Source organism: Bradyrhizobium oligotrophicum S58, assembly GCF_000344805.1.
Classification (GTDB): domain Bacteria; phylum Pseudomonadota; class Alphaproteobacteria; order Rhizobiales; family Xanthobacteraceae; genus Bradyrhizobium; species Bradyrhizobium oligotrophicum.
In genome coordinates this window covers 1,103,346-1,125,556 of record NC_020453.1, presented here as the reverse complement: position 1 = coordinate 1,125,556, position 22,211 = coordinate 1,103,346, and the positions used below count along the sequence as shown (strand labels likewise).

Sequence of the window (22,211 nt, the reverse complement as noted above, 5' to 3'; positions counted from 1 at the left end):
GCAATCCCTCCTTGCGCGATCTGCCTCGATCGCTTGCCTTTGCAGATCGGCCCGAAATGCGTTCACAGCCGTGCCCGACAAGATCTACATCCCGCCTAACTGCCCTACGTAAGACGCTGTGGGATGGTAGACGCTCCAGTACTCGGAAAAGAGGTCTTCCGGCCGCGGCTCATTCTTCGGAATCGTTTCGGACAGCCACGTATAGTTGAGGAAGTGCCGCCAATTCACGTTGTCCGTGGTCGATCCCCCTCCCCAGGTTCCGCAAGAAAGCGTCACCGAGAATGGCAGGCCGTTGTCAAAGCTTCCGGAATTTCCCATGCCGGTCGACTGATTTACAAGAACGCGGCTCACATTAATCGTACGCGCCAGAATTTCAGCACGCTCTCTGACGTTCGTGTGAATCGCGCAGCTGTGGCCAGCTCCACTGGCTGCAACAAGGCGCTGCACGAGACCAACGGCATGATCGAATTGCGCAAACTTCCAGAGGGCAAGGATGGGAGACAATTTTTCGCCGCCCAGTGGCTCTGCATGAGTCGTTTCTGGCAGGGTCAGCAAGACGCGTGTCTTTTGCGGAACCTCGATACATGCTCGATCGGCGATCTGCTTGGCGCTCTTGCCGACAATCTCTCGCGCCAGCTCGCCATCCGGCCACGCTGTCCTGCGTAAACTGGCCATCTCTGGGCCGCTGCACATATATGCACCGTTTTCGACCAGTTTTCCGATCAGCTGATCCGAAACCGACTCATCAACGAGAATGCAGCTTTCGGACGAACACGACGTTCCATAGTCGAAGGATTTTCCAGCGATAATCATGGAAGCTGCGGCGTCGAGGTCTGCAGTATCGTCAACAACTACGACCGCGTTGCCAACACCCGCGCCCAGCGCGGGCTTTCCGCTGCGATACGCGCGCCGGACCGTGCTTGCTCCCCCTGACGCGATGGTCAGGTCCGCCGTCGCCATCAATTCCTCAGAGATTGAGCGCGTCGGCACGCCCACACACTGCACAAGGTCGACCGGCGCACCAACCTCCCGGAGCGCATCACGAACCAGTTCCACGACTCTGCCTACGGTACGGTGCGCCCGCGGATTTGGACAAAATATGATGGCATTTCTGGTTTTCAAAGAGGACAACGAGTTCACGATTGCGGCGGCCGCCGGCGCAGTCGCGGGCGTAATTCCTGCGATTACCCCAACCGGCTTCGCAAATTTTCGAACACCCCTGGCGACATCCTCGTGAACAAGACCCACAGTGACCGCATCAGCCAAGTCCCTCAATGTCCCAAGGATGCGCTTGCGCAAACGCTGATAGGAATCAACGGCGTTTCCGAGCTCCGTCTCCTCAATGGCCAGTGAACTTAGTTCTTGAGCCGTCTCGTCCCGATAACAACGCCATCCAGCAGCGGCAACAGCCAGATCGATCTCGCGTTGCTGCGCCCCCTCGAAGCACTTTTGCGCAATGCGAGCGCGCTGGACTATAAACGTCACTTCGTTGGCGCTCGCAGATAGCGTATGCATCGGAGTCTCCGGCGGACTATGTGGTTGGTCTATACTCTCTTCGGCCGGCAGCCGTGCCGGCCCTCGTGGGAGGCACACCCACCTCAATCAGCAGCGGACCAGTTCATCTGTGTAGGCAAGCACCTTATCGAGCTTTTCGATTGCTTCTGTGAGCGCCGTCCTCGATATGATCAGCGGTGGTGCAACAAATATGAAGTCCCACTTGGCAACGACGAAGACACCCATCTGCAGCATTCTGCTCGTGATCTCTCCGGCAATAGTGCATCGCGCGTTTCGATATCCAGCAATTCCGATCCGTCGTTCACGATCAGACGAAAGCTCGAGACAAGCGAACAAGCCTTTTCCTCGAACGCTACCGACACTCGGGTGCATCGCCTGCAACTCGAGCAGGCTCTTGTTGAGATATTCGCCTAAGGCGGCAGATCGTTCGATAAGCCCCTCTTGCTCATACACCTCGATATTCGCGATGCCCGCGGCGCAAGCGAGAGTGTGCCCTTCGTTTGTCAGCCCTCCGACAAACGCGGTGTCCAGGAACTTCTCGCGAATTGCTGGGGTGAATACAGTAACTCCGAGCGGCACATAGCCCGAGGTGATCCCTTTGGCAGTCACTAGGATGTCAGGCACGACATCAAAGTGCTCACACGCAAACCATCTGCCTGTGCGTCCCCACCCGGTCATCGTTTCGTCGAATATCAACAGAACGCCATGCTCGTCGCACAGCTTGCGAATGCCCTTTATGAAGTCGACCGGAGGGACATAAAGCCCACTGGTCCCCACGATCGGCTCAAGCACGATTGCCGCGATCGTCTCTGGACCGTCATGATCGATCTGGCGTTCGAGGCTCGCCAAGCACGAGAACCCGCAATCCGGTGGGGCACTTTGTCCGAATGGGCAGCGATAGCACGCCGCGTAGTGAAATTTTGCAACTCCAGGCACCACCGGCTCCGCGAACAGGCGCCGAGGATCTCCTGAAATGGCCGAAGCTCCAGCCGTTGCGCCATGATAGCTTTGCCATGCCGAGTAGATTTTCAGCCGCCCGGTAGCTGCGCGGGCAATCTTAATTGCGTTCTCGATGGCCTCCGACCCGCTGTTACTAAAGAATACATATTGAAGATCACCGGGACATCTCTTCGCTACCATCGAAGAAAGCCTCACGCGAGGCTCGGTTGCGAAGCCCGGCGCAATGTAGGTGAGGCAATCCAGCTGTCGCTTCATGGCCTGAATGATGGCTTGATGGCCATAGCCAACATTGACGTTGATCTGCCCGGAACAAAGATCGAGATATTGATTTCCGCAGCTATCCCAGAAATTTACTCCCTCCGCCCGCGTCACCAACAATGGCGCGGCCAGCCTCTGGGGCTGCCAGCCGTAAACGACGTGTTGCCGTTCAAGCGCGCGAAGTTCTAGATCAGACATCTCTTGCCCCTATCCTAAACTTGCTACTCGATCGGAGACATTCACAAGGCCACGGCCGCTGCGGGCAGCGCCGCATCGACCAAATCCGCATCCCGCATCATTAGATATCCTGATACATTCAAACGACATCGATCGCCGGCGACGGCCGGTCGGCACCGTGCAATTCCACCCTTCACGAGATCGACTCACACTAACAAGCGATGATCAACGGCAGATCAGCCGATCTGAGACGACGTCTCGCCGACGACCACGCCCTACACACGCTCGCTAGATGAAGCCCTTCGAGTCGGAGGCTACCCGTTTCCTCTGCGGCCCTGGCGGCCGCGGGCGATCGAATTGAACCACTCACGCTGCGGGCGATGATCACGCCGGAGCTGCGTCCCAAAGCGTTCGCCCATGTTGGGCGTAGATCCTACCAACATTCCCACCACCGAGTGCGCCTTAGCTTCAACGTTAAACCTAATAGCTCATTTTGCGGTACTTTGCAACCTTCGATAGATGGGTTGTATTTATGAGATTACTCAATCGCTGGGCAGATCGCCTGCTCTCGCCGACTAGCACGACCCCATCGCTCTATACACAGGCATTCGATGTGCCAGTCGTGCTCAGCAAAACTCAACAGTTGAACTGACCGTCGTTCGCCCAAACATCGACGCGGTCGGCGCCCTGGCGTCGTAGCCACGCTCTTTTTATCGGGCAGATCACATCGTTGTAATGCGTTGGTTTCTTGGATCCCCCATGACACGCGAGCCTCTTCATCTACTGTGCATGCGCGTGACGCGCATCTTGTTTGCAGCGCACATCCATTCGCGAGATAATGGAAAGCAAATAGGTCTTGAATGTTGCGCTTGATTTTCGCTGGTAGTTCGTTCAACCTAAGGTAATGTCGTAGTCACGACAAAGTCTGGCGCAGCTTTTGGTTGTTCGAGGATATGCAATGTCGAATCCGTTTGAGGATGGAACGGCCCACTACTGCGCTTTGAGGAATGATGAGGGGCAGTATTCAATTTGGCCAACTTCGATTGAAGTTCCACCCGGCTGGAAGATCGCTTTTGGACCCTCGATCAGAGCAGACTGCCTCGAATATATCGAGGCGCACTGGAAGGATATGAGGCCACAGAGCCTCGCCTCATCCCAGATAGCTGACGCGCGATAACGACGCACGCAGCCGCTACCGATATAAAGCCTTCGTCGACTTGACCGTCGCCGTCGAGGCAGTGTCGTCCCTTCGATCAAGCAATAAGAAGCTCGGCAATGACGAAGTCACGCGTGGACTTTCGGCCTCTTTCATCCATGCAATTGGGGATCTGGTTTGAGAGTACGCTCTCGGACCCGCAGCCGTGCGAAAATATTGGGGAGATGGTTGAAATATGCGGGCCGGTGAGCGTACCCGCATTCCGGGAGGCGTTGAGGCAGATAGTTGCAGAAACGGATGCTCTCAGAACGGTCTTTTCGGAGACGGATGCTGAACCGCGGCAATCTTTCCCGGCAAGTTCGCTGGTCGACCTAGCGATCGTCGACGTAAGCCTCGCGCCCGACCCATGGCGCTCGATGCTGAGCATCGTCGAGCGCGCAATGGAGGACATAATAGACCTCCGGGATCAGAAGCTCTTCTCTTTTTCGCTGATCAAACTGGCGGATGATCACTTCGTTTGGCACCATCGCTATCACCACGTTATTATTGATGGCTTCGGATACTCTTTGATCGCTCAAAGATTGAGCGATCTATATTCAGCTGCAATCTCCGGCGCGCCTCCCGGCGGTCCGAAGTTCGGATCTATAGATGACATTCTCGATGGAGACGGTGCGTACCTGGCGTCGAATGATTTTCAGATAGATAGAGCTTTCTGGCTTGAATATTTGTCTTCTATTCCCGATCCGCCGCGCTTGGGAAACGCCACTTCAGATTACACACCTCTACCCCTCCGGAATTCGAGCTCCTTACCAGGAGACATCGTTCATTCTCTTTCTGACGTTGCAAACCAGTCAGGGACGACGCTTTCGCGAACGATCGTTGCCGCGGTAGCAGCATATCTTTGTCGGTTTTCGGGTCAGTATGAGTTGACTTTCAGTTTGTCGGTCTCGGCTCGCTCGAGAACTGCGCCGGGCATGACGGCAAATGTGTTGCCAATTCGATTGGCAATCAATCCTGCCATGTCGTTGCAGGACGTCGCCGCACGGATCGATAACGAACTGAAAAAGGTTTTGCCTCACCGGCGTTATCCTATTCCGGCTCTTCTGCGCGACATGAAGAGGATCAGGGCGTTCGGGGATGATTTCGGCCCGATCATCAATGTGATGCCGTTCAAGCAGGAACTCGCATTCGCCGGCCATAGAGCCGTTCCCTATAATGTGTCGACCCGAACGGTTCGGGATATTTCATTCACGATCTATAGCGGCAACGAAGATGGCCTTCATGTTCATCTGGCAGCAAATCCCAAGATGCACAGTCTTGAAGCTGTCGAGCGTCATCAACAGTTTCTCCAACGTGTTCTGACTGCTGTCAGCGCCGATCCCTCACAGCCGATCGGGCAGATCGAGATCCTCGACGCTGGCGAGCGCCGGCAGCTCCTGCACGACTGGAACGACACCTTCCGTCCGGTGGCCGAGGCCACCCTGCCCGAGCTGTTCGAGCAGCAGGTCGCACGCTCGCCCGGTGCCACGGCGCTGATCTTCGAGGACACCGCACTCAGCTATGCCGGGCTCAACGCCCGCGCCAACCGCCTCGCTCATCATCTGATCCGCCGCGGCGTCGGACCCGAGCGCATCGTCGCTCTCGCTTTGCCGCGCTCGATCGAGATGCTGGTCGGCCTGCTCGCCATCCTCAAGGCCGGCGCCGCCTACCTGCCGCTCGACGTCGACTATCCCCGCGACCGCATCGCCTTCATGCTCGACGACGCCGGTCCCGTCTGCATGATCACGGACACCCCGACCGCGGCCCAGCTGCCCGGCACCCTGCCGCTGCTCCGCCTCGACGATCCCGATCTCGCCGCCGCGCTCGCCGGCTGTCCCGACACCAATCCGGACGACCACGACCGCCGCGCACCGCTCTCGCCCCACAACCCCGCCTACGTCATCTACACATCAGGCTCCACCGGCAGGCCGAAGGGCGTCAGCGGGCCGCATGCGGGCGTCGTCAACCGCTTGCGCTGGCTCAACCAGCTCCATCCCTGTCGGCACGACCGGCCGGTAATCGCCAAGAGCTCGATTGCCTTTTTGGACGGCTCGACGGAGGCGCTCGGAGCGCTGCTGTTCGGAGCCCCCGTCGTCATGGCCAGCGCCCAGGCGGCCAAGAGCCCGGACGCCCTGCTTGCCCTGATCGAGCAGCACAGCATCCACCGCATGACGCTGGTGCCGAGCCTGCTCGACAGCCTGGTCGAGCATCCGCAGCATCACAGCGCGAGCTCCTGCAGGCTCTGGATCGTCAGCGGTGAAGCCTTCACCCGGGAGCAGTCCGCCCGCTTCGCAGACGCCTTCCCGCAGGCCGAGCTGTTGAACTTCTACGGCTCGTCGGAAGCCGCCGGCGACAGCCTCTTTGCCAGGTGTACCGACGACGATGTTGCGATCGGCCGGCCGATCGACAACACGCAAGTCTACGTGCTCGATGATCTCTTGCGTCCTGTTCCGGTGGGCGTTGCGGGCGAGCTCTACATCGCCGGCGCGGGCCTTGCGCGCGGCTATCTCTACCGCCCCGGGCTCACGGCCGAGCGCTTCGTCGCCAATCCGTTCGGGCCCGCCGGCAGCCGCATGTACCGCACCGGCGACCTGGCGCGCTGGCGCGCCGACGGCGTCCTCGACTTCCTCGGCCGCGTCGACCAGCAGGTCAAGATCCGCGGCTTCCGCATCGAGCCCGGCGAGATCGAGGCCGCCCTCACCAGGTTGCCCGGCGTCGCCCAGGCCGCCGTCATCGCCCGCGAGGACCAGTCAGGCCACAAGCAGCTCGTCGGCTATGTCGTGACCCAGTCCGGACAGGCCGTCGCTCCCGTGGCGCTGCGACGCTCGCTCGCCGACCAGCTCCCCGACTACATGGTCCCGGCCGCCATCGTCCCGGTCGAAGCATTGCCGCTGACCCCGAGCGGCAAGCTCGACCGCAAGGCCTTGCCGGCGCCGAACTTCAGCCCGGTCAGCATCCGCCCGCCGCGCACGCCGCAGGAAGAGATCCTCGTCACTCTCTTCGCCGAGATCCTCGGCCTCGCCCAGCTCGGCATCGACGACAACTTCTTCGATCTCGGCGGACACTCTTTGCTCGCCACCAAGCTGATCAGCCGCATCCGCTCCACCCTCGGCGTCGAGCTCGCCATCCGCACCCTGTTCGAAGCTCCGACCGTCGCCCAGTTCGCAGCCCAGCTCGACAGCGCCGCCAAGGCACGTCCCACCTTGCGGCCTGCACTGCGCCAGGACCTCCACCAAGATCCCGGCCAAGGCGCCATCCCGCTGTCCTTTGCCCAGCGCCGGCTCTGGTTCCTGTACCGGATGGACGGACCCAGCCCGACCTACAACATCCCGCTCGGCCTGCGCCTGCACGGCAGGCTCGACAGCGAGGAGCTGCAGCTCGCGCTGTTCGATCTGGTGGCCCGCCATGAGAGCCTGCGCACCATCTTCCCCGATCCGCAGGACGGCGATCCCCGGCAGCTGATCCTCGAGCCGGAGACCGCAAGACCCATCCTGCAGATCGAACAGGCCACCGACGACACCCTGCCACGGCAGCTCACCGAGGCCGCCGGACACGGCTTCCACCTCGAGCGCGAGATCCCGTTCCGCGCCGCCCTGTTCCGGCTCGCCGACGACCGCCACGTGCTGCTGCTGCTGTGCCATCACATCGCAGCCGACGGCTGGTCCATCGCGCCGCTCGCCCGCGATCTGGCGGCCGCCTACGCCGCCCGTTGCCACGGCGAGGCTCCCGGCTGGGCCCCGCTGCCGGTGCAGTATGCCGACTACACGCTCTGGCAGCATCAGCTGCTCGGCGACGAGACCGATCCCGGCAGCGCCATCGCACAACAGCTCGCCTATTGGAAGCAGACCCTCGCCGACCTGCCCGAGCAGCTCGAGCTGCCGGCCGACCGTCCGCGGCCCGCGGTCGCCAGCTATCGCGGCGACAGCATCGCCTTCCAGCTCGATCCCGAGCTGCACCACAAGCTCCAGGCGCTGGCCCGCGATCACCAGGCCAGCCTGTTCATGGTGCTGCAGGCTGCCCTCGCCACCCTGCTCACACGGCTCGGCGCCGGCACCGACATCGCGCTCGGCAGCCCGATCGCCGGACGCACCGACGATGCCCTCGACGACCTCGTCGGCTTCTTCGTCAACACCCTGGTGCTGCGCACCGACACCTCCGGCAATCCCTCCTTCCGCGATCTGCTCGGCCGCGTCCGCAACACCTGCCTCGCCGCCTACGCTCATCAGGATCTGCCGTTCGAGCGCCTCGTCGAGGTGCTCAATCCCGCCCGCTCCATGGCGAGCCATCCGCTGTTCCAGGTCTCCCTGATCCTGCAGAACAACACCCGCGCCAGCTTCAGGCTCTCCAACCTGGAGGTCGCACCACATCCCGTTGGCACCAGCAGCGCCAAGCTCGATCTCACCTTCCATCTATGGGAGCGGCGTGCGGCCGACGGCAAGCCCGATGGCCTGACCGGGCACGTCGAGTTCGCAACCGACCTGTTCGACCGCGCGACTGTCGAGCAGATCGTCAGCCGTTTGAAGCAATTGCTGAGCACGGTCGCGGCCGATCCCTCACAGCCGATCGGGCAGATCGAGATCCTCGACGCTGGCGAGCGCCGGCAGCTCCTGCACGACTGGAACGACACCTTCCGTCCGGTGGCCGAGGCCACCCTGCCCGAGCTGTTCGAGCAGCAGGTCGCACGCTCGCCCGGTGCCACGGCGCTGATCTTCGAGGACACCGCACTCAGCTATGCCGGGCTCAACGCCCGCGCCAACCGCCTCGCTCATCATCTGATCCGCCGCGGCGTCGGACCCGAGCGCATCGTCGCTCTCGCTTTGCCGCGCTCGATCGAGATGCTGGTCGGCCTGCTCGCCATCCTCAAGGCCGGCGCCGCCTACCTGCCGCTCGACGTCGACTATCCCCGCGACCGCATCGCCTTCATGCTCGACGACGCCGGTCCCGTCTGCATGCTCACGGACACCCCGACCGCGGCCCAGCTGCCCGGCACCCTGCCGCTGCTCCGCCTCGACGATCCCGATCTCGCCGCCGCGCTCGCCGGCTGTCCCGACACCGATCCGGATGACCACGACCGCCGCGCACCGCTCTCGCCCCACAACCCCGCCTACGTCATCTACACATCAGGCTCCACCGGCAGGCCGAAGGGCGTCAGCGGGCCGCATGCGGGCGTCGTCAACCGCTTGCGCTGGCTCAACCAGCTCCATCCCTGTCGGCACGACCGGCCGGTAATCGCCAAGAGCTCGATTGCCTTTTTGGACGGCTCGACGGAGGCGCTCGGAGCGCTGCTGTTCGGAGCCCCCGTCGTCATGGCCAGCGCCCAGGCGGCCAAGAGCCCGGACGCCCTGCTTGCCCTGATCGAGCAGCACAGCATCCACCGCATGACGCTGGTGCCGAGCCTGCTCGACAGCCTGGTCGAGCATCCGCAGCATCACAGCGCGAGCTCCTGCAGGCTCTGGATCGTCAGCGGTGAAGCCTTCACCCGGGAGCAGTCCGCCCGCTTCGCAGACGCCTTCCCGCAGGCCGAGCTGTTGAACTTCTACGGCTCGTCGGAAGCCGCCGGCGACAGCCTCTTTGCCAGGTGTACCGACGACGATGTTGCGATCGGCCGGCCGATCGACAACACGCAAGTCTACGTGCTCGATGATCTCTTGCGTCCTGTTCCGGTGGGCGTTGCGGGCGAGCTCTACATCGCCGGCGCGGGCCTTGCGCGCGGCTATCTCTACCGCCCCGGGCTCACGGCCGAGCGCTTCGTCGCCAATCCGTTCGGGCCCGCCGGCAGCCGCATGTACCGCACCGGCGACCTGGCGCGCTGGCGCGCCGACGGCGTCCTCGACTTCCTCGGCCGCGTCGACCAGCAGGTCAAGATCCGCGGCTTCCGCATCGAGCCCGGCGAGATCGAGGCCGCCCTCACCAGGTTGCCCGGCGTCGCCCAGGCCGCCGTCATCGCCCGCGAGGACCAGTCAGGCCACAAGCAGCTCGTCGGCTATGTCGTGACCCAGTCCGGACAGGCCGTCGCTCCCGTGGCGCTGCGACGCTCGCTCGCCGACCAGCTCCCCGACTACATGGTCCCGGCCGCCATCGTCCCGGTCGAAGCATTGCCGCTGACCCCGAGCGGCAAGCTCGACCGCAAGGCCTTGCCGGCGCCGAACTTCAGCCCGGTCAGCATCCGCCCGCCGCGCACGCCGCAGGAAGAGATCCTCGTCACTCTCTTCGCCGAGATCCTCGGCCTCGCCCAGCTCGGCATCGACGACAACTTCTTTGATCTCGGCGGACACTCTTTGCTCGCCACCAAGCTGATCAGCCGCATCCGCTCCACCCTCGGCGTCGAGCTCGCCATCCGCACCCTGTTCGAAGCTCCGACCGTCGCCCAGCTCGCAGCCCAGCTCGACAGCGCCGCCAAGGCACGTCCCACCTTGCGGCCTGCACTGCGCCAGGACCTCCACCAAGATCCCGGCCAAGGCGCCATCCCGCTGTCCTTTGCCCAGCGCCGGCTCTGGTTCCTGTACCGGATGGACGGACCCAGCCCGACCTACAACATCCCGCTCGGCCTGCGCCTGCACGGCAGGCTCGACAGCGAGGAGCTGCAGCTCGCGCTGTTCGATCTGGTGGCCCGCCATGAGAGCCTGCGCACCATCTTCCCCGATCCGCAGGACGGCGATCCCCGGCAGCTGATCCTCGAGCCGGAGACCGCAAGACCCATCCTGCAGATCGAACAGGCCACCGACGACACCCTGCCACGGCAGCTCACCGAGGCCGCCGGACACGGCTTCCACCTCGAGCGCGAGATCCCGTTCCGCGCCGCCCTGTTCCAGCTCGCCGACGACCGCCACGTGCTGCTGCTGCTGTGCCATCACATCGCAGCCGACGGCTGGTCCATCGCGCCGCTCGCCCGCGATCTGGCGGCCGCCTACGCCGCCCGTTGCCACGGCGAGGCTCCCGGCTGGGCCCCGCTGCCGGTGCAGTATGCCGACTACACGCTCTGGCAGCATCAGCTGCTCGGCGACGAGACCGATCCCGGCAGCGCCATCGCACAACAGCTCGCCTATTGGAAGCAGACCCTCGCCGACCTGCCCGAGCAGCTCGAGCTGCCGGCCGACCGTCCGCGGCCCGCGGTCGCCAGCTATCGCGGCGACAGCATCGCCTTCCAGCTCGATCCCGAGCTGCACCACAAGCTCCAGGCGCTGGCCCGCGATCACCAGGCCAGCCTGTTCATGGTGCTGCAGGCTGCCCTCGCCACCCTGCTCACACGGCTCGGCGCCGGCACCGACATCGCGCTCGGCAGCCCGATCGCCGGACGCACCGACGATGCCCTCGACGACCTCGTCGGCTTCTTCGTCAACACCCTGGTGCTGCGCACCGACACCTCCGGCAATCCCTCCTTCCGCGATCTGCTCGGCCGCGTCCGCAACACCTGCCTCGCCGCCTACGCTCATCAGGATCTGCCGTTCGAGCGCCTCGTCGAGGTGCTCAATCCCGCCCGCTCCATGGCGAGCCATCCGCTGTTCCAGGTCTCCCTGATCCTGCAGAACAACACCCGCGCCAGCTTCAGGCTCTCCAACCTGGAGGTCGCACCACATCCCGTTGGCACCAGCAGCGCCAAGCTCGATCTCACCTTCCATCTATGGGAGCGGCGTGCGGCCGACGGCAAGCCCGATGGCCTGACCGGGCACGTCGAGTTCGCAACCGACCTGTTCGACCGCGCGACTGTCGAGCAGATCGTCAGCCGTTTGAAGCAATTGCTGAGCACGGTCGCGGCCGATCCCTCACAGCCGATCGGGCAGATCGAGATCCTCGACGCTGGCGAGCGCCGGCAGCTCCTGCACGACTGGAACGACACCTTCCGTCCGGTGGCCGAGGCCACCCTGCCCGAGCTGTTCGAGCAGCAGGTCGCACGCTCGCCCGGTGCCACGGCGCTGATCTTCGAGGACACCGCACTCAGCTATGCCGAACTCAACGCCCGTGCCAACCGCCTCGCTCATCATCTGATCCGCCGCGGCGTCGGACCCGAGCGCATCGTCGCTCTCGCTTTGCCGCGCTCGATCGAGATGCTGGTCGGCCTGCTCGCCATCCTCAAGGCCGGCGCCGCCTACCTGCCGCTCGACGTCGACTATCCCCGCGACCGCATCGCCTTCATGCTCGACGACGCCGGTCCCGTCTGCATGATCACGGACACCCCGACCGCGGCCCAGCTGCCCGGCACCCTGCCGCTGCTCCGCCTCGACGATCCCGATCTCGCCGCCGCGCTCGCCGGCTGTCCCGACACCAATCCGGACGACCACGACCGCCGCGCACCGCTCTCGCCCCACAACCCCGCCTACGTCATCTACACATCAGGCTCCACCGGCAGGCCGAAGGGCGTCAGCGGGCCGCATGCGGGCGTCGTCAACCGCTTGCGCTGGCTCAACCAGCTCCATCCCTGTCGGCACGACCGGCCGGTAATCGCCAAGAGCTCGATTGCCTTTTTGGACGGCTCGACGGAGGCGCTCGGAGCGCTGCTGTTCGGAGCCCCCGTCGTCATGGCCAGCGCCCAGGCGGCCAAGAGCCCGGACGCCCTGCTTGCCCTGATCGAGCAGCACAGCATCCACCGCATGACGCTGGTGCCGAGCCTGCTCGACAGCCTGGTCGAGCATCCGCAGCATCACAGCGCGAGCTCCTGCAGGCTCTGGATCGTCAGCGGTGAAGCCTTCACCCGGGAGCAGTCCGCCCGCTTCGCAGACGCCTTCCCGCAGGCCGAGCTGTTGAACTTCTACGGCTCGTCGGAAGCCGCCGGCGACAGCCTCTTTGCCAGGTGTACCGACGACGATGTTGCGATCGGCCGGCCGATCGACAACACGCAAGTCTACGTGCTCGATGATCTCTTGCGTCCTGTTCCGGTGGGCGTTGCGGGCGAGCTCTACATCGCCGGCGCGGGCCTTGCGCGCGGCTATCTCTACCGCCCCGGGCTCACGGCCGAGCGCTTCGTCGCCAATCCGTTCGGGCCCGCCGGCAGCCGCATGTACCGCACCGGCGACCTGGCGCGCTGGCGCGCCGACGGCGTCCTCGACTTCCTCGGCCGCGTCGACCAGCAGGTCAAGATCCGCGGCTTCCGCATCGAGCCCGGCGAGATCGAGGCCGCCCTCACCAGGTTGCCCGGCGTCGCCCAGGCCGCCGTCATCGCCCGCGAGGACCAGTCAGGCCACAAGCAGCTCGTCGGCTATGTCGTGACCCAGTCCGGACAGGCCGTCGCTCCCGTGGCGCTGCGACGCTCGCTCGCCGACCAGCTCCCCGACTACATGGTCCCGGCCGCCATCGTCCCGGTCGAAGCATTGCCGCTGACCCCGAGCGGCAAGCTCGACCGCAAGGCCTTGCCGGCGCCGAACTTCAGCCCGGTCAGCATCCGCCCGCCGCGCACGCCGCAGGAAGAGATCCTCGTCACTCTCTTCGCCGAGATCCTCGGCCTCGCCCAGCTCGGCATCGACGACAACTTCTTTGATCTCGGCGGACACTCTTTGCTCGCCACCAAGCTGATCAGCCGCATCCGCTCCACCCTCGGCGTCGAGCTCGCCATCCGCACCCTGTTCGAAGCTCCGACCGTCGCCCAGCTCGCAGCCCAGCTCGACAGCGCCGCCAAGGCACGTCCCACCTTGCGGCCTGCACTGCGCCAGGACCTCCACCAAGATCCCGGCCAAGGCGCCATCCCGCTGTCCTTTGCCCAGCGCCGGCTCTGGTTCCTGTACCGGATGGACGGACCCAGCCCGACCTACAACATCCCGCTCGGCCTGCGCCTGCACGGCAGGCTCGACAGCGAGGAGCTGCAGCTCGCGCTGTTCGATCTGGTGGCCCGCCATGAGAGCCTGCGCACCATCTTCCCCGATCCGCAGGACGGCGATCCCCGGCAGCTGATCCTCGAGCCGGAGACCGCAAGACCCATCCTGCAGATCGAACAGGCCACCGACGACACCCTGCCACGGCAGCTCACCGAGGCCGCCGGACACGGCTTCCACCTCGAGCGCGAGATCCCGTTCCGCGCCGCCCTGTTCCAGCTCGCCGACGACCGCCACGTGCTGCTGCTGCTGTGCCATCACATCGCAGCCGACGGCTGGTCCATCGCGCCGCTCGCCCGCGATCTGGCGGCCGCCTACGCCGCCCGTTGCCACGGCGAGGCTCCCGGCTGGGCCCCGCTGCCGGTGCAGTATGCCGACTACACGCTCTGGCAGCATCAGCTGCTCGGCGACGAGACCGATCCCGGCAGCGCCATCGCACAACAGCTCGCCTATTGGAAGCAGACCCTCGCCGACCTGCCCGAGCAGCTCGAGCTGCCGGCCGACCGTCCGCGGCCCGCGGTCGCCAGCTATCGCGGCGACAGCATCGCCTTCCAGCTCGATCCCGAGCTGCACCACAAGCTCCAGGCGCTGGCCCGCGATCACCAGGCCAGCCTGTTCATGGTGCTGCAGGCTGCCCTCGCCACCCTGCTCACACGGCTCGGCGCCGGCACCGACATCGCGCTCGGCAGCCCGATCGCCGGACGCACCGACGATGCCCTCGACGACCTCGTCGGCTTCTTCGTCAACACCCTGGTGCTGCGCACCGACACCTCCGGCAATCCCTCCTTCCGCGATCTGCTCGGCCGCGTCCGCAACACCTGCCTCGCCGCCTACGCTCATCAGGATCTGCCGTTCGAGCGCCTCGTCGAGGTGCTCAATCCCGCCCGCTCCATGGCGAGCCATCCGCTGTTCCAGGTCTCCCTGATCCTGCAGAACAACACCCGCGCCAGCTTCAGGCTCTCCAACCTGGAGGTCGCACCACATCCCGTTGGCACCAGCAGCGCCAAGCTCGATCTCACCTTCCATCTATGGGAGCGGCGTGCGGCCGACGGCAAGCCCGATGGCCTGACCGGGCACGTCGAGTTCGCAACCGACCTGTTCGACCGCGCGACTGTCGAGCAGATCGTCAGCCGTTTGAAGCAATTGCTGAGCACGGTCGCGGCCGATCCCTCACAGCCGATCGGGCAGATCGAGATCCTCGACGCTGGCGAGCGCCGGCAGCTCCTGCACGACTGGAACGACACCTTCCGTCCGGTGGCCGAGGCCACCCTGCCCGAGCTGTTCGAGCAGCAGGTCGCACGCTCGCCCGGTGCCACGGCGCTGATCTTCGAGGACACCGCACTCAGCTATGCCGAACTCAACGCCCGTGCCAACCGCCTCGCTCATCATCTGATCCGCCGCGGCGTCGGACCCGAGCGCATCGTCGCTCTCGCTTTGCCGCGCTCGATCGAGATGCTGGTCGGCCTGCTCGCCATCCTCAAGGCCGGCGCCGCCTACCTGCCGCTCGACGTCGACTATCCCCGCGACCGCATCGCCTTCATGCTCGACGACGCCGGTCCCGTCTGCATGCTCACGGACACCCCGACCGCGGCCCAGCTGCCCGGCACCCTGCCGCTGCTCCGCCTCGACGATCCCGATCTCGCCGCCGCGCTCGCCGGCTGTCCCGACACCAATCCGGACGACCACGACCGCCGCGCACCGCTCTCGCCCCACAACCCCGCCTACGTCATCTACACATCAGGCTCCACCGGCAGGCCGAAGGGCGTGATGATCGAGCATCGCGGGTTTGTGAATCTTACGCGTGCCCAGATCGACGTGTTCGAGACCCACCAGCACAGCCGAATCGTACAATTCGCTTCGCTGAGTTTCGATGCCAGCGCGTCGGAGATCGTCATGACGTTGTGCTCGGGAGCGGAATTGCATCTGCTCGGCAACGGCGAACACCGCGACGCTACGGCGCTTCTGGACTATTTCACAGATCACCACGTGACGCATGCGACGCTCCCGCCAGCGCTGCTGCAGGGGCGTACGGATCTGGCGCGCCTTGCCGAGCTTGAGGTGCTCGTGCTTGCCGGCGAACTACCGCGGGCAGAGCTGATGGAGGCACTGCCGCACCACGTCACCGTCTTAAACGCCTATGGTCCAACGGAGGCGACGGTCTGTGCCACGGCATGGCGCCGCCCTGCAGATTTTGTCGCGGGTGTCGTGCCAATCGGACGGCCGATCGCCAATACAAAGATCTATGTTCTCGATGCTTCGCTGCGCCCTGTCCCGGTCGGCGTTGCGGGCGAGCTCTACATCGCCGGCGCGGGCCTTGCGCGCGGCTATCTCTACCGCCCCGGGCTCACGGCCGAGCGCTTCGTCGCCAATCCGTTCGGGCCCGCCGGCAGCCGCATGTACCGCACCGGCGACCTGGCGCGCTGGCGCGCCGACGGCGTCCTCGACTTCCTCGGCCGCGTCGACCAGCAGGTCAAGATCCGCGGCTTCCGCATCGAGCCCGGCGAGATCGAGGCCGCCCTCACCAGGCTGCCCGGCGTCGCCCAGGCCGCCGTCATCGCCCGCGAGGACCAGTCAGGCCACAAGCAGCTCGTCGGCTATGTCGTGACCCAGTCCGGACAGGCCGTCGCTCCCGTGGCGCTGCGACGCTCGCTCGCCGACCAGCTCCCCGACTACATGGTCCCGGCCGCCATCGTCCCGGTCGAAGCATTGCCGCTGACCCCGAGCGGCAAGCTCGACCGCAAGGCCTTGCCGGCGCCGAACTTCAGCCCGGTCAGCATCCGCCCGCCGCGCACGCCGCAGGAAGAGATCCTCGTCACTCTCTTCGCCGAGATCCTCGGCCTCGCCCAGCTCGGCATCGACGACAACTTCTTCGATCTCGGCGGACACTCGTTGCTCGCCACCAGGCTGATCAGCCGCATCCGCTCCACCCTCGGCGTCGAGCTCGCCATCCGCACCCTGTTCGAAGCTCCGACCGTCGCCCAGCTCGCAGCCCAGCTCGACAGCGCCGCCAAGGCACGTCCCACCTTGCGGCCTGCACTGCGCCAGGACCTCCACCAAGATCCCGGCCAAGGCGCCATCCCGCTGTCCTTTGCCCAGCGCCGGCTCTGGTTCCTGTACCGGATGGACGGACCCAGCCCGACCTACAACATCCCGCTCGGCCTGCGCCTGCACGGCAGGCTCGACAGCGAGGAGCTGCAGCTCGCGCTGTTCGATCTGGTGGCCCGCCATGAGAGCCTGCGCACCATCTTCCCCGATCCGCAGGACGGCGATCCCCGGCAGCTGATCCTCGAGCCGGAGACCGCAAGACCCATCCTGCAGATCGAACAGGCCACCGACGACACCCTGCCACGGCAGCTCACCGAGGCCGCCGGACACGGCTTCCACCTCGAGCGCGAGATCCCGTTCCGCGCCGCCCTGTTCCAGCTCGCCGACGACCGCCACGTGCTGCTGCTGCTGTGCCATCACATCGCAGCCGACGGCTGGTCCATCGCGCCGCTCGCCCGCGATCTGGCGGCCGCCTACGCCGCCCGTTGCCACGGCGAGGCTCCCGGCTGGGCCCCGCTGCCGGTGCAGTATGCCGACTACACGCTCTGGCAGCATCAGCTGCTCGGCGACGAGACCGATCCCGGCAGCGCCATCGCACGACAGCTCGCCTATTGGAAGCAGACCCTCGCCGACCTGCCCGAGCAGCTCGAGCTGCCGGCCGACCGTCCGCGGCCCGCGGTCGCCAGCTATCGCGGCGACAGCATCGCCTTCCAGCTCGATCCCGAGCTGCACCACAAGCTCCAGGCGCTGGCCCGCGATCACCAGGCCAGCCTGTTCATGGTGCTGCAGGCTGCCCTCGCCACCCTGCTCACACGGCTCGGCGCCGGCACCGACATCGCGCTCGGCAGCCCGATCGCCGGACGCACCGACGATGCCCTCGACGACCTCGTCGGCTTCTTCGTCAACACCCTGGTGCTGCGCACCGACACCTCCGGCAATCCCTCCTTCCGCGATCTGCTCGGCCGCGTCCGCAACACCTGCCTCGCCGCCTACGCTCATCAGGATCTGCCGTTCGAGCGCCTCGTCGAGGTGCTCAATCCCGCCCGCTCCATGGCGAGCCATCCGCTGTTCCAGGTCGAACTGGCAATACAGAACAATGCCAGAGCCGGCTTCGATATGGCCGGTCTGACCACAGCGCGTCTTCCGGTCGTCACCGGCACCGCCAAGTTTGATCTCTCAATGCATCTTTGGGAGCAGATGACCGCTGACAGCAAACCTGGCGGGCTCATCGGCCACGTCGAGTTTGCAACCGATCTGTTCGACCGCGCAACCATAGAATGGGTGCTCAGACTCTTCGAGGCCTTACTCAAAGGCATTGTCACCACCCCGGAAATGCGCATCGATCAAATCCGCCTAACGGTAGATGCGAGTTCGACTGCCAGAAGCCGAAGCCACGTGGGACCGACGAACACGTTTGCAAGCTTCGACCGGGAAGAGATCGAGCAGTCCCTTGCTGCGCGCTTTGAAGCACAGGCAAAACGCCACTCGACGTCGCCAGCCGTCACCTGCGGAGACATATGCTGGAGCTATGAAGATCTAGACCGTCGGGCAAATGGCGTCGCCAAGCAACTCGGTCGTATTCTTGGCGTCAACTCTCGACGCGTTGCGCTTCTTTTCGATCATGGTGCCGACATGATCGCGGCAATGCTTGGAGTCATAAAGGCATCGAAGGCCTACGTGCCACTCGACCCCCTTCAACCGGTGGAGCGACTGAAGTTCATCATCGGCGATGCGAATGCAGATGCGATCATATGTGATCAGCATCTGATGCCACTCGCAACTGCGGCCTGCGCTGACCTGTGTATTCCCATCTTAGATCATTCCGCCATTGCGCCCTGCGACGACTTTCCAACAACCCGGCACAAAAGTGCAGACACGTATGTTCTTTACACTTCGGGCACGACGGGCCAGCCAAAGGGCGTCGTCCAGACCGATCGCAATGTTCTCCATTTTATATCTGTATATACCAACGCATTGCACCTGAACTCGGAAGATCGGCTGACGCTCTTCAGTTCCTATGGTTTTGATGCGTCCGTCATGGACATCTACGGAGCCCTCTTGAATGGAGCTTCTCTACACGTCTTCGACCTTAAACGGTCCTCACTATCAGATTTGCATGAGTGGCTGATCAAGCAATCCGTGACGATCTGGCATTCTACTCCGACGGTGTTTCGGCTCGCAGCTTCCGGTCTCGATAGATCCGGGACCGGGCCGGTCCGCATGGTCGTCCTCGGCGGCGAAGAAGCTTCGCCGGCGGATCTGGATCTCCTCCGAAAGAATTTCGATCCGGAATGTCTGCTCGTGAATGGCTATGGGCCGACGGAATCAACTATCGCGACGCAGTTTTTTGCGGATTCCAAGAGCCTTGTGAGCGGCGCGCGACTGCCGATAGGCTATCCGGTCGAGGCAACTCAGGTGGTTCTGCTCAACCCGGACGGCGAACCGACCGACTTGTTTGGAGAGGTCGCGATTTGTAGCGAGTATATTGCCCGTGATTATCTCAACCGGCCCGGGCTTACGGCCGAGCGCTTCGTCGCCAATCCGTTCGGGCCCGCCGGCAGCCGCATGTACCGCACCGGCGACCTGGCGCGCTGGCGCGCCGACGGCACGCTCGTCTTCCTCGCCCGTGCCGATCAGCAGGTCAAGATCCGCGGCTTCCGCGTCGAGCCCGGCGAGATCGAGGCCGCCCTCACCAGGCTGCCCGGCGTCGCCCAGGCCGCCGTCATCGCCCGCGAGGACCAGCCCGGCCACAAGCAGCTCGTCGGCTATGTTGTGGCACAATCTGGAGGGACCACCGATCCTTCGGCGTTGCGGCGCGCGTTGGCCAGCCATTTGCCCGACTACATGGTGCCCGCGGCGATCCTCGCACTTGATGCACTGCCGCTGACAATCAACGGCAAGCTCGACCGCAAGGCACTGCCGGTCCCGAACTTTACCCCGGTCAGCACGCGCGCGCCGCGTACACCCCAGGAGGAGGTCCTGACCGGCCTCTTCGCCGAGATCCTCGGTTTGGCCGAGCTCGGCATCGACGACAATTTCTTCGATCTCGGCGGACACTCTTTGCTCGCCACCAAGCTGATCAGCCGCATCCGCTCCACCCTCGGCGTCGAGCTCGCCATCCGCACCCTGTTCGAAGCCCCCACCGTCGCCCAGCTCGCTGGGCATCTGAGTGACAGCGTCGCGGCGCGCCCGGCCCTGCGAGCAACGCTCCGCCAAGCGGCGATCCCGCTTTCCTTTGCACAGCGGCGGCTCTGGTTCCTGTACCGGTTGGATGGACCAAGTCCGATCTATAACATCCCGCTGGCTTTGCGAATGCAAGGCGAGCTCGATCGCGAAGCACTTGATCTTGCATTGGCCGATCTAGTGGCGCGCCACGAGAGTCTGCGCACGATCTTCCCTGATCCGAAGGATGGTTTCCCCCAGCAGCTAATCCTCGAGCCGGAGACGGCCGGGCTCATCCTGCGAGTGGAAGACGTGAGCGAAGCCACGCTGGCCGAGCGGCTCGCCCGTTCAGCAACTCATTGCTTCCGATTGGAGAACGAGATCCCGTTCCGCGCCTGGCTGTTCCAGCTCGATCAAGAGCGCCACGTGCTGCTGCTGCTATGCCATCACATCGCAGCCGACGGCTGGTCAAAGGCGCCGCTGGCCCGCGACCTCTCGTTAGCCTATGCCGCCCGGTGCCAGGGCCACGCCCCCCACTGGGCTCCACTGCCGGTGCAGTATGCCGACTACACGCTTTGGCAGCGCCAAGTGCTCGGCGACGAGGCCGATCCCGACAGCGCCATCGCACAACAGCTCGCCTACTGGAAGCAGACCCTTGCCGATCTGCCCGAGCAGCTCGAGCTGCCGACCGATCGGCCGCGGCCGGCTGTCGCCAGTCATCACGGCGAGACCATCGTCTTCCAGTTCACCCCCGGCCTGCACCAAAAGCTTCAGACCTTGGCTCGCGATCATCAGGCCAGCCTGTTCATGGTGCTGCAGGCCGCTCTCGCCACCCTGCTCACACGGCTCGGCGCCGGCACCGACATCGCGCTCGGCAGCCCGATCGCCGGCCGCACCGACGATGCCCTCGACGACCTCGTCGGCTTCTTCGTCAACACCCTGGTGCTGCGCACCGACACCTCCGGCAATCCCTCCTTCCGCGACCTGCTCGGCCGCGTCCGCAACACCTGCCTCGCCGCCTACGCCCATCAGGACCTGCCGTTCGAACGCCTCGTCGAGGTGCTCAACCCCGTTCGCTCGATGGCCCATCAACCGCTGTTCCAGGTCTTGCTTGCCCTGCAGAACAATACCCGCAGCGCCGTCACGCTTGCTGGACTGGAGATGGCGCCGCAGCCGGTCGGAACACAAACGGCCAAGTTCGACCTGTCCTTCCATCTCTGGGAACAGCGCGCCACGGATGGTTCACCGCAGGGCATCGCCGGGGCGGTCGAATACGCCACTGAGCTATTCGACCGGACAACGGTGGAACGTATCATCCGGCGGCTTGAGCTGGTACTGACCGCAGTTGCGGAGGATCCGTCGCGTCGGATCGGTCAGATCGAGATCCTCGATGCTGGTGAGCGCCGGCAGATCCTGCACGACTGGAACGACACCTTCCGTCCGGTGGCCGAGGCCACCCTGCCTGAGCTGTTCGAGCAGCAGGTCGCACGCTCGCCCGATGCCACGGCGCTGATCTTCGAGGACACCGCACTCGGCTATGCCGAACTCAACGCCCGCGCCAACCGCCTCGCCCATCATCTGATCCGCCGCGGCGTCGGACCCGAGCGCATCGTCGCCCTCGCGCTGCCGCGCTCGATCGAGATGCTGGTCGGCCTGCTCGCCATCCTCAAGGCCGGCGCCGCCTATCTGCCGCTCGACGTCGACTATCCCAAGGACCGCATCGCCTTCATGCTCGACGACGCCGGCCCCGTCTGCATGATCACGGACGTCCCGACCGCGGCCCAGCTGCCCGGCACCTTGCCGCTGCTCCGCCTCGACGATCCCGATCTCGCCGCCGCGCTCGCCGGCTGTCCCGACACCAACCCGGACGACCACGACCGCCTCGCACCGCTCTCGCCCCACAACCCGGCCTACGTCATCTACACCTCGGGCTCGACCGGCACGCCCAAGGGCGTCGTCGTCGCTCATCACAACGTCAACCGCCTCTTGGTGAATACCGAACACTGGTTCAACTTCAGTTCGGACGATGTTTGGACGATGTTCCATTCGCATGCGTTCGACTTCTCGGTATGGGAGATTTGGGGCGCACTTCTCCG

The 22,211-nt window shown here is 64.6% G+C and carries 4 protein-coding genes (1 of these 4 only partly in view); 2 read left to right on the top strand and 2 right to left on the bottom strand.

The features are described from left to right. Positions 1-84: 84 nt before the first annotated feature. Positions 85-1,515 (bottom strand): aldehyde dehydrogenase family protein, encoded by a 1,431-nt coding sequence (locus tag S58_RS04800; protein WP_015664114.1) that lies wholly within the window; start codon positions 1,513-1,515, stop codon positions 85-87. A gap of 87 nt (positions 1,516-1,602) precedes the next feature. After that, the gene (locus S58_RS35960) at positions 1,603-2,931 is read right to left on the bottom strand and encodes an aminotransferase class III-fold pyridoxal phosphate-dependent enzyme (protein ID WP_042338761.1); all 1,329 of its coding nucleotides are present in this window, start codon (positions 2,929-2,931) and stop codon (positions 1,603-1,605) included. 937 nt (positions 2,932-3,868) lie between these two features. On the opposite strand from S58_RS35960, the gene S58_RS36160 reads away from it, so the two are divergent. Both S58_RS36160 and S58_RS04790 read left to right on the top strand, forming a co-directional pair. After that, complete coding sequence (locus S58_RS36160; protein WP_083938498.1) at positions 3,869-4,087, top strand: MbtH family protein; 219 nt, start codon at positions 3,869-3,871, stop codon at positions 4,085-4,087. Positions 4,088-4,185: 98 nt separating this feature from the next. Continuing rightward, a protein-coding gene (locus S58_RS04790; RefSeq protein WP_042338760.1) for a non-ribosomal peptide synthase/polyketide synthase crosses the window boundary here: on the top strand, positions 4,186-22,211 show its start. 19,108 nt of this gene lie beyond the right edge of the window; the window shows 18,026 of its 37,134 coding nt (coding positions 1-18,026); the start codon lies at positions 4,186-4,188; its stop codon lies beyond the right edge, outside the window.

Coding starts and splice junctions, on each gene's coding strand:
- S58_RS04800 (WP_015664114.1), bottom strand. CDS start 1,515: ATGCATACGCTATCTGCGAGCGCCAACGAAGTGACGTTTATAGTCCAG.
- S58_RS36160 (WP_083938498.1), top strand. CDS start 3,869: ATGTCGAATCCGTTTGAGGATGGAACGGCCCACTACTGCGCTTTGAGG.
- S58_RS35960 (WP_042338761.1), bottom strand. CDS start 2,931: ATGTCTGATCTAGAACTTCGCGCGCTTGAACGGCAACACGTCGTTTAC.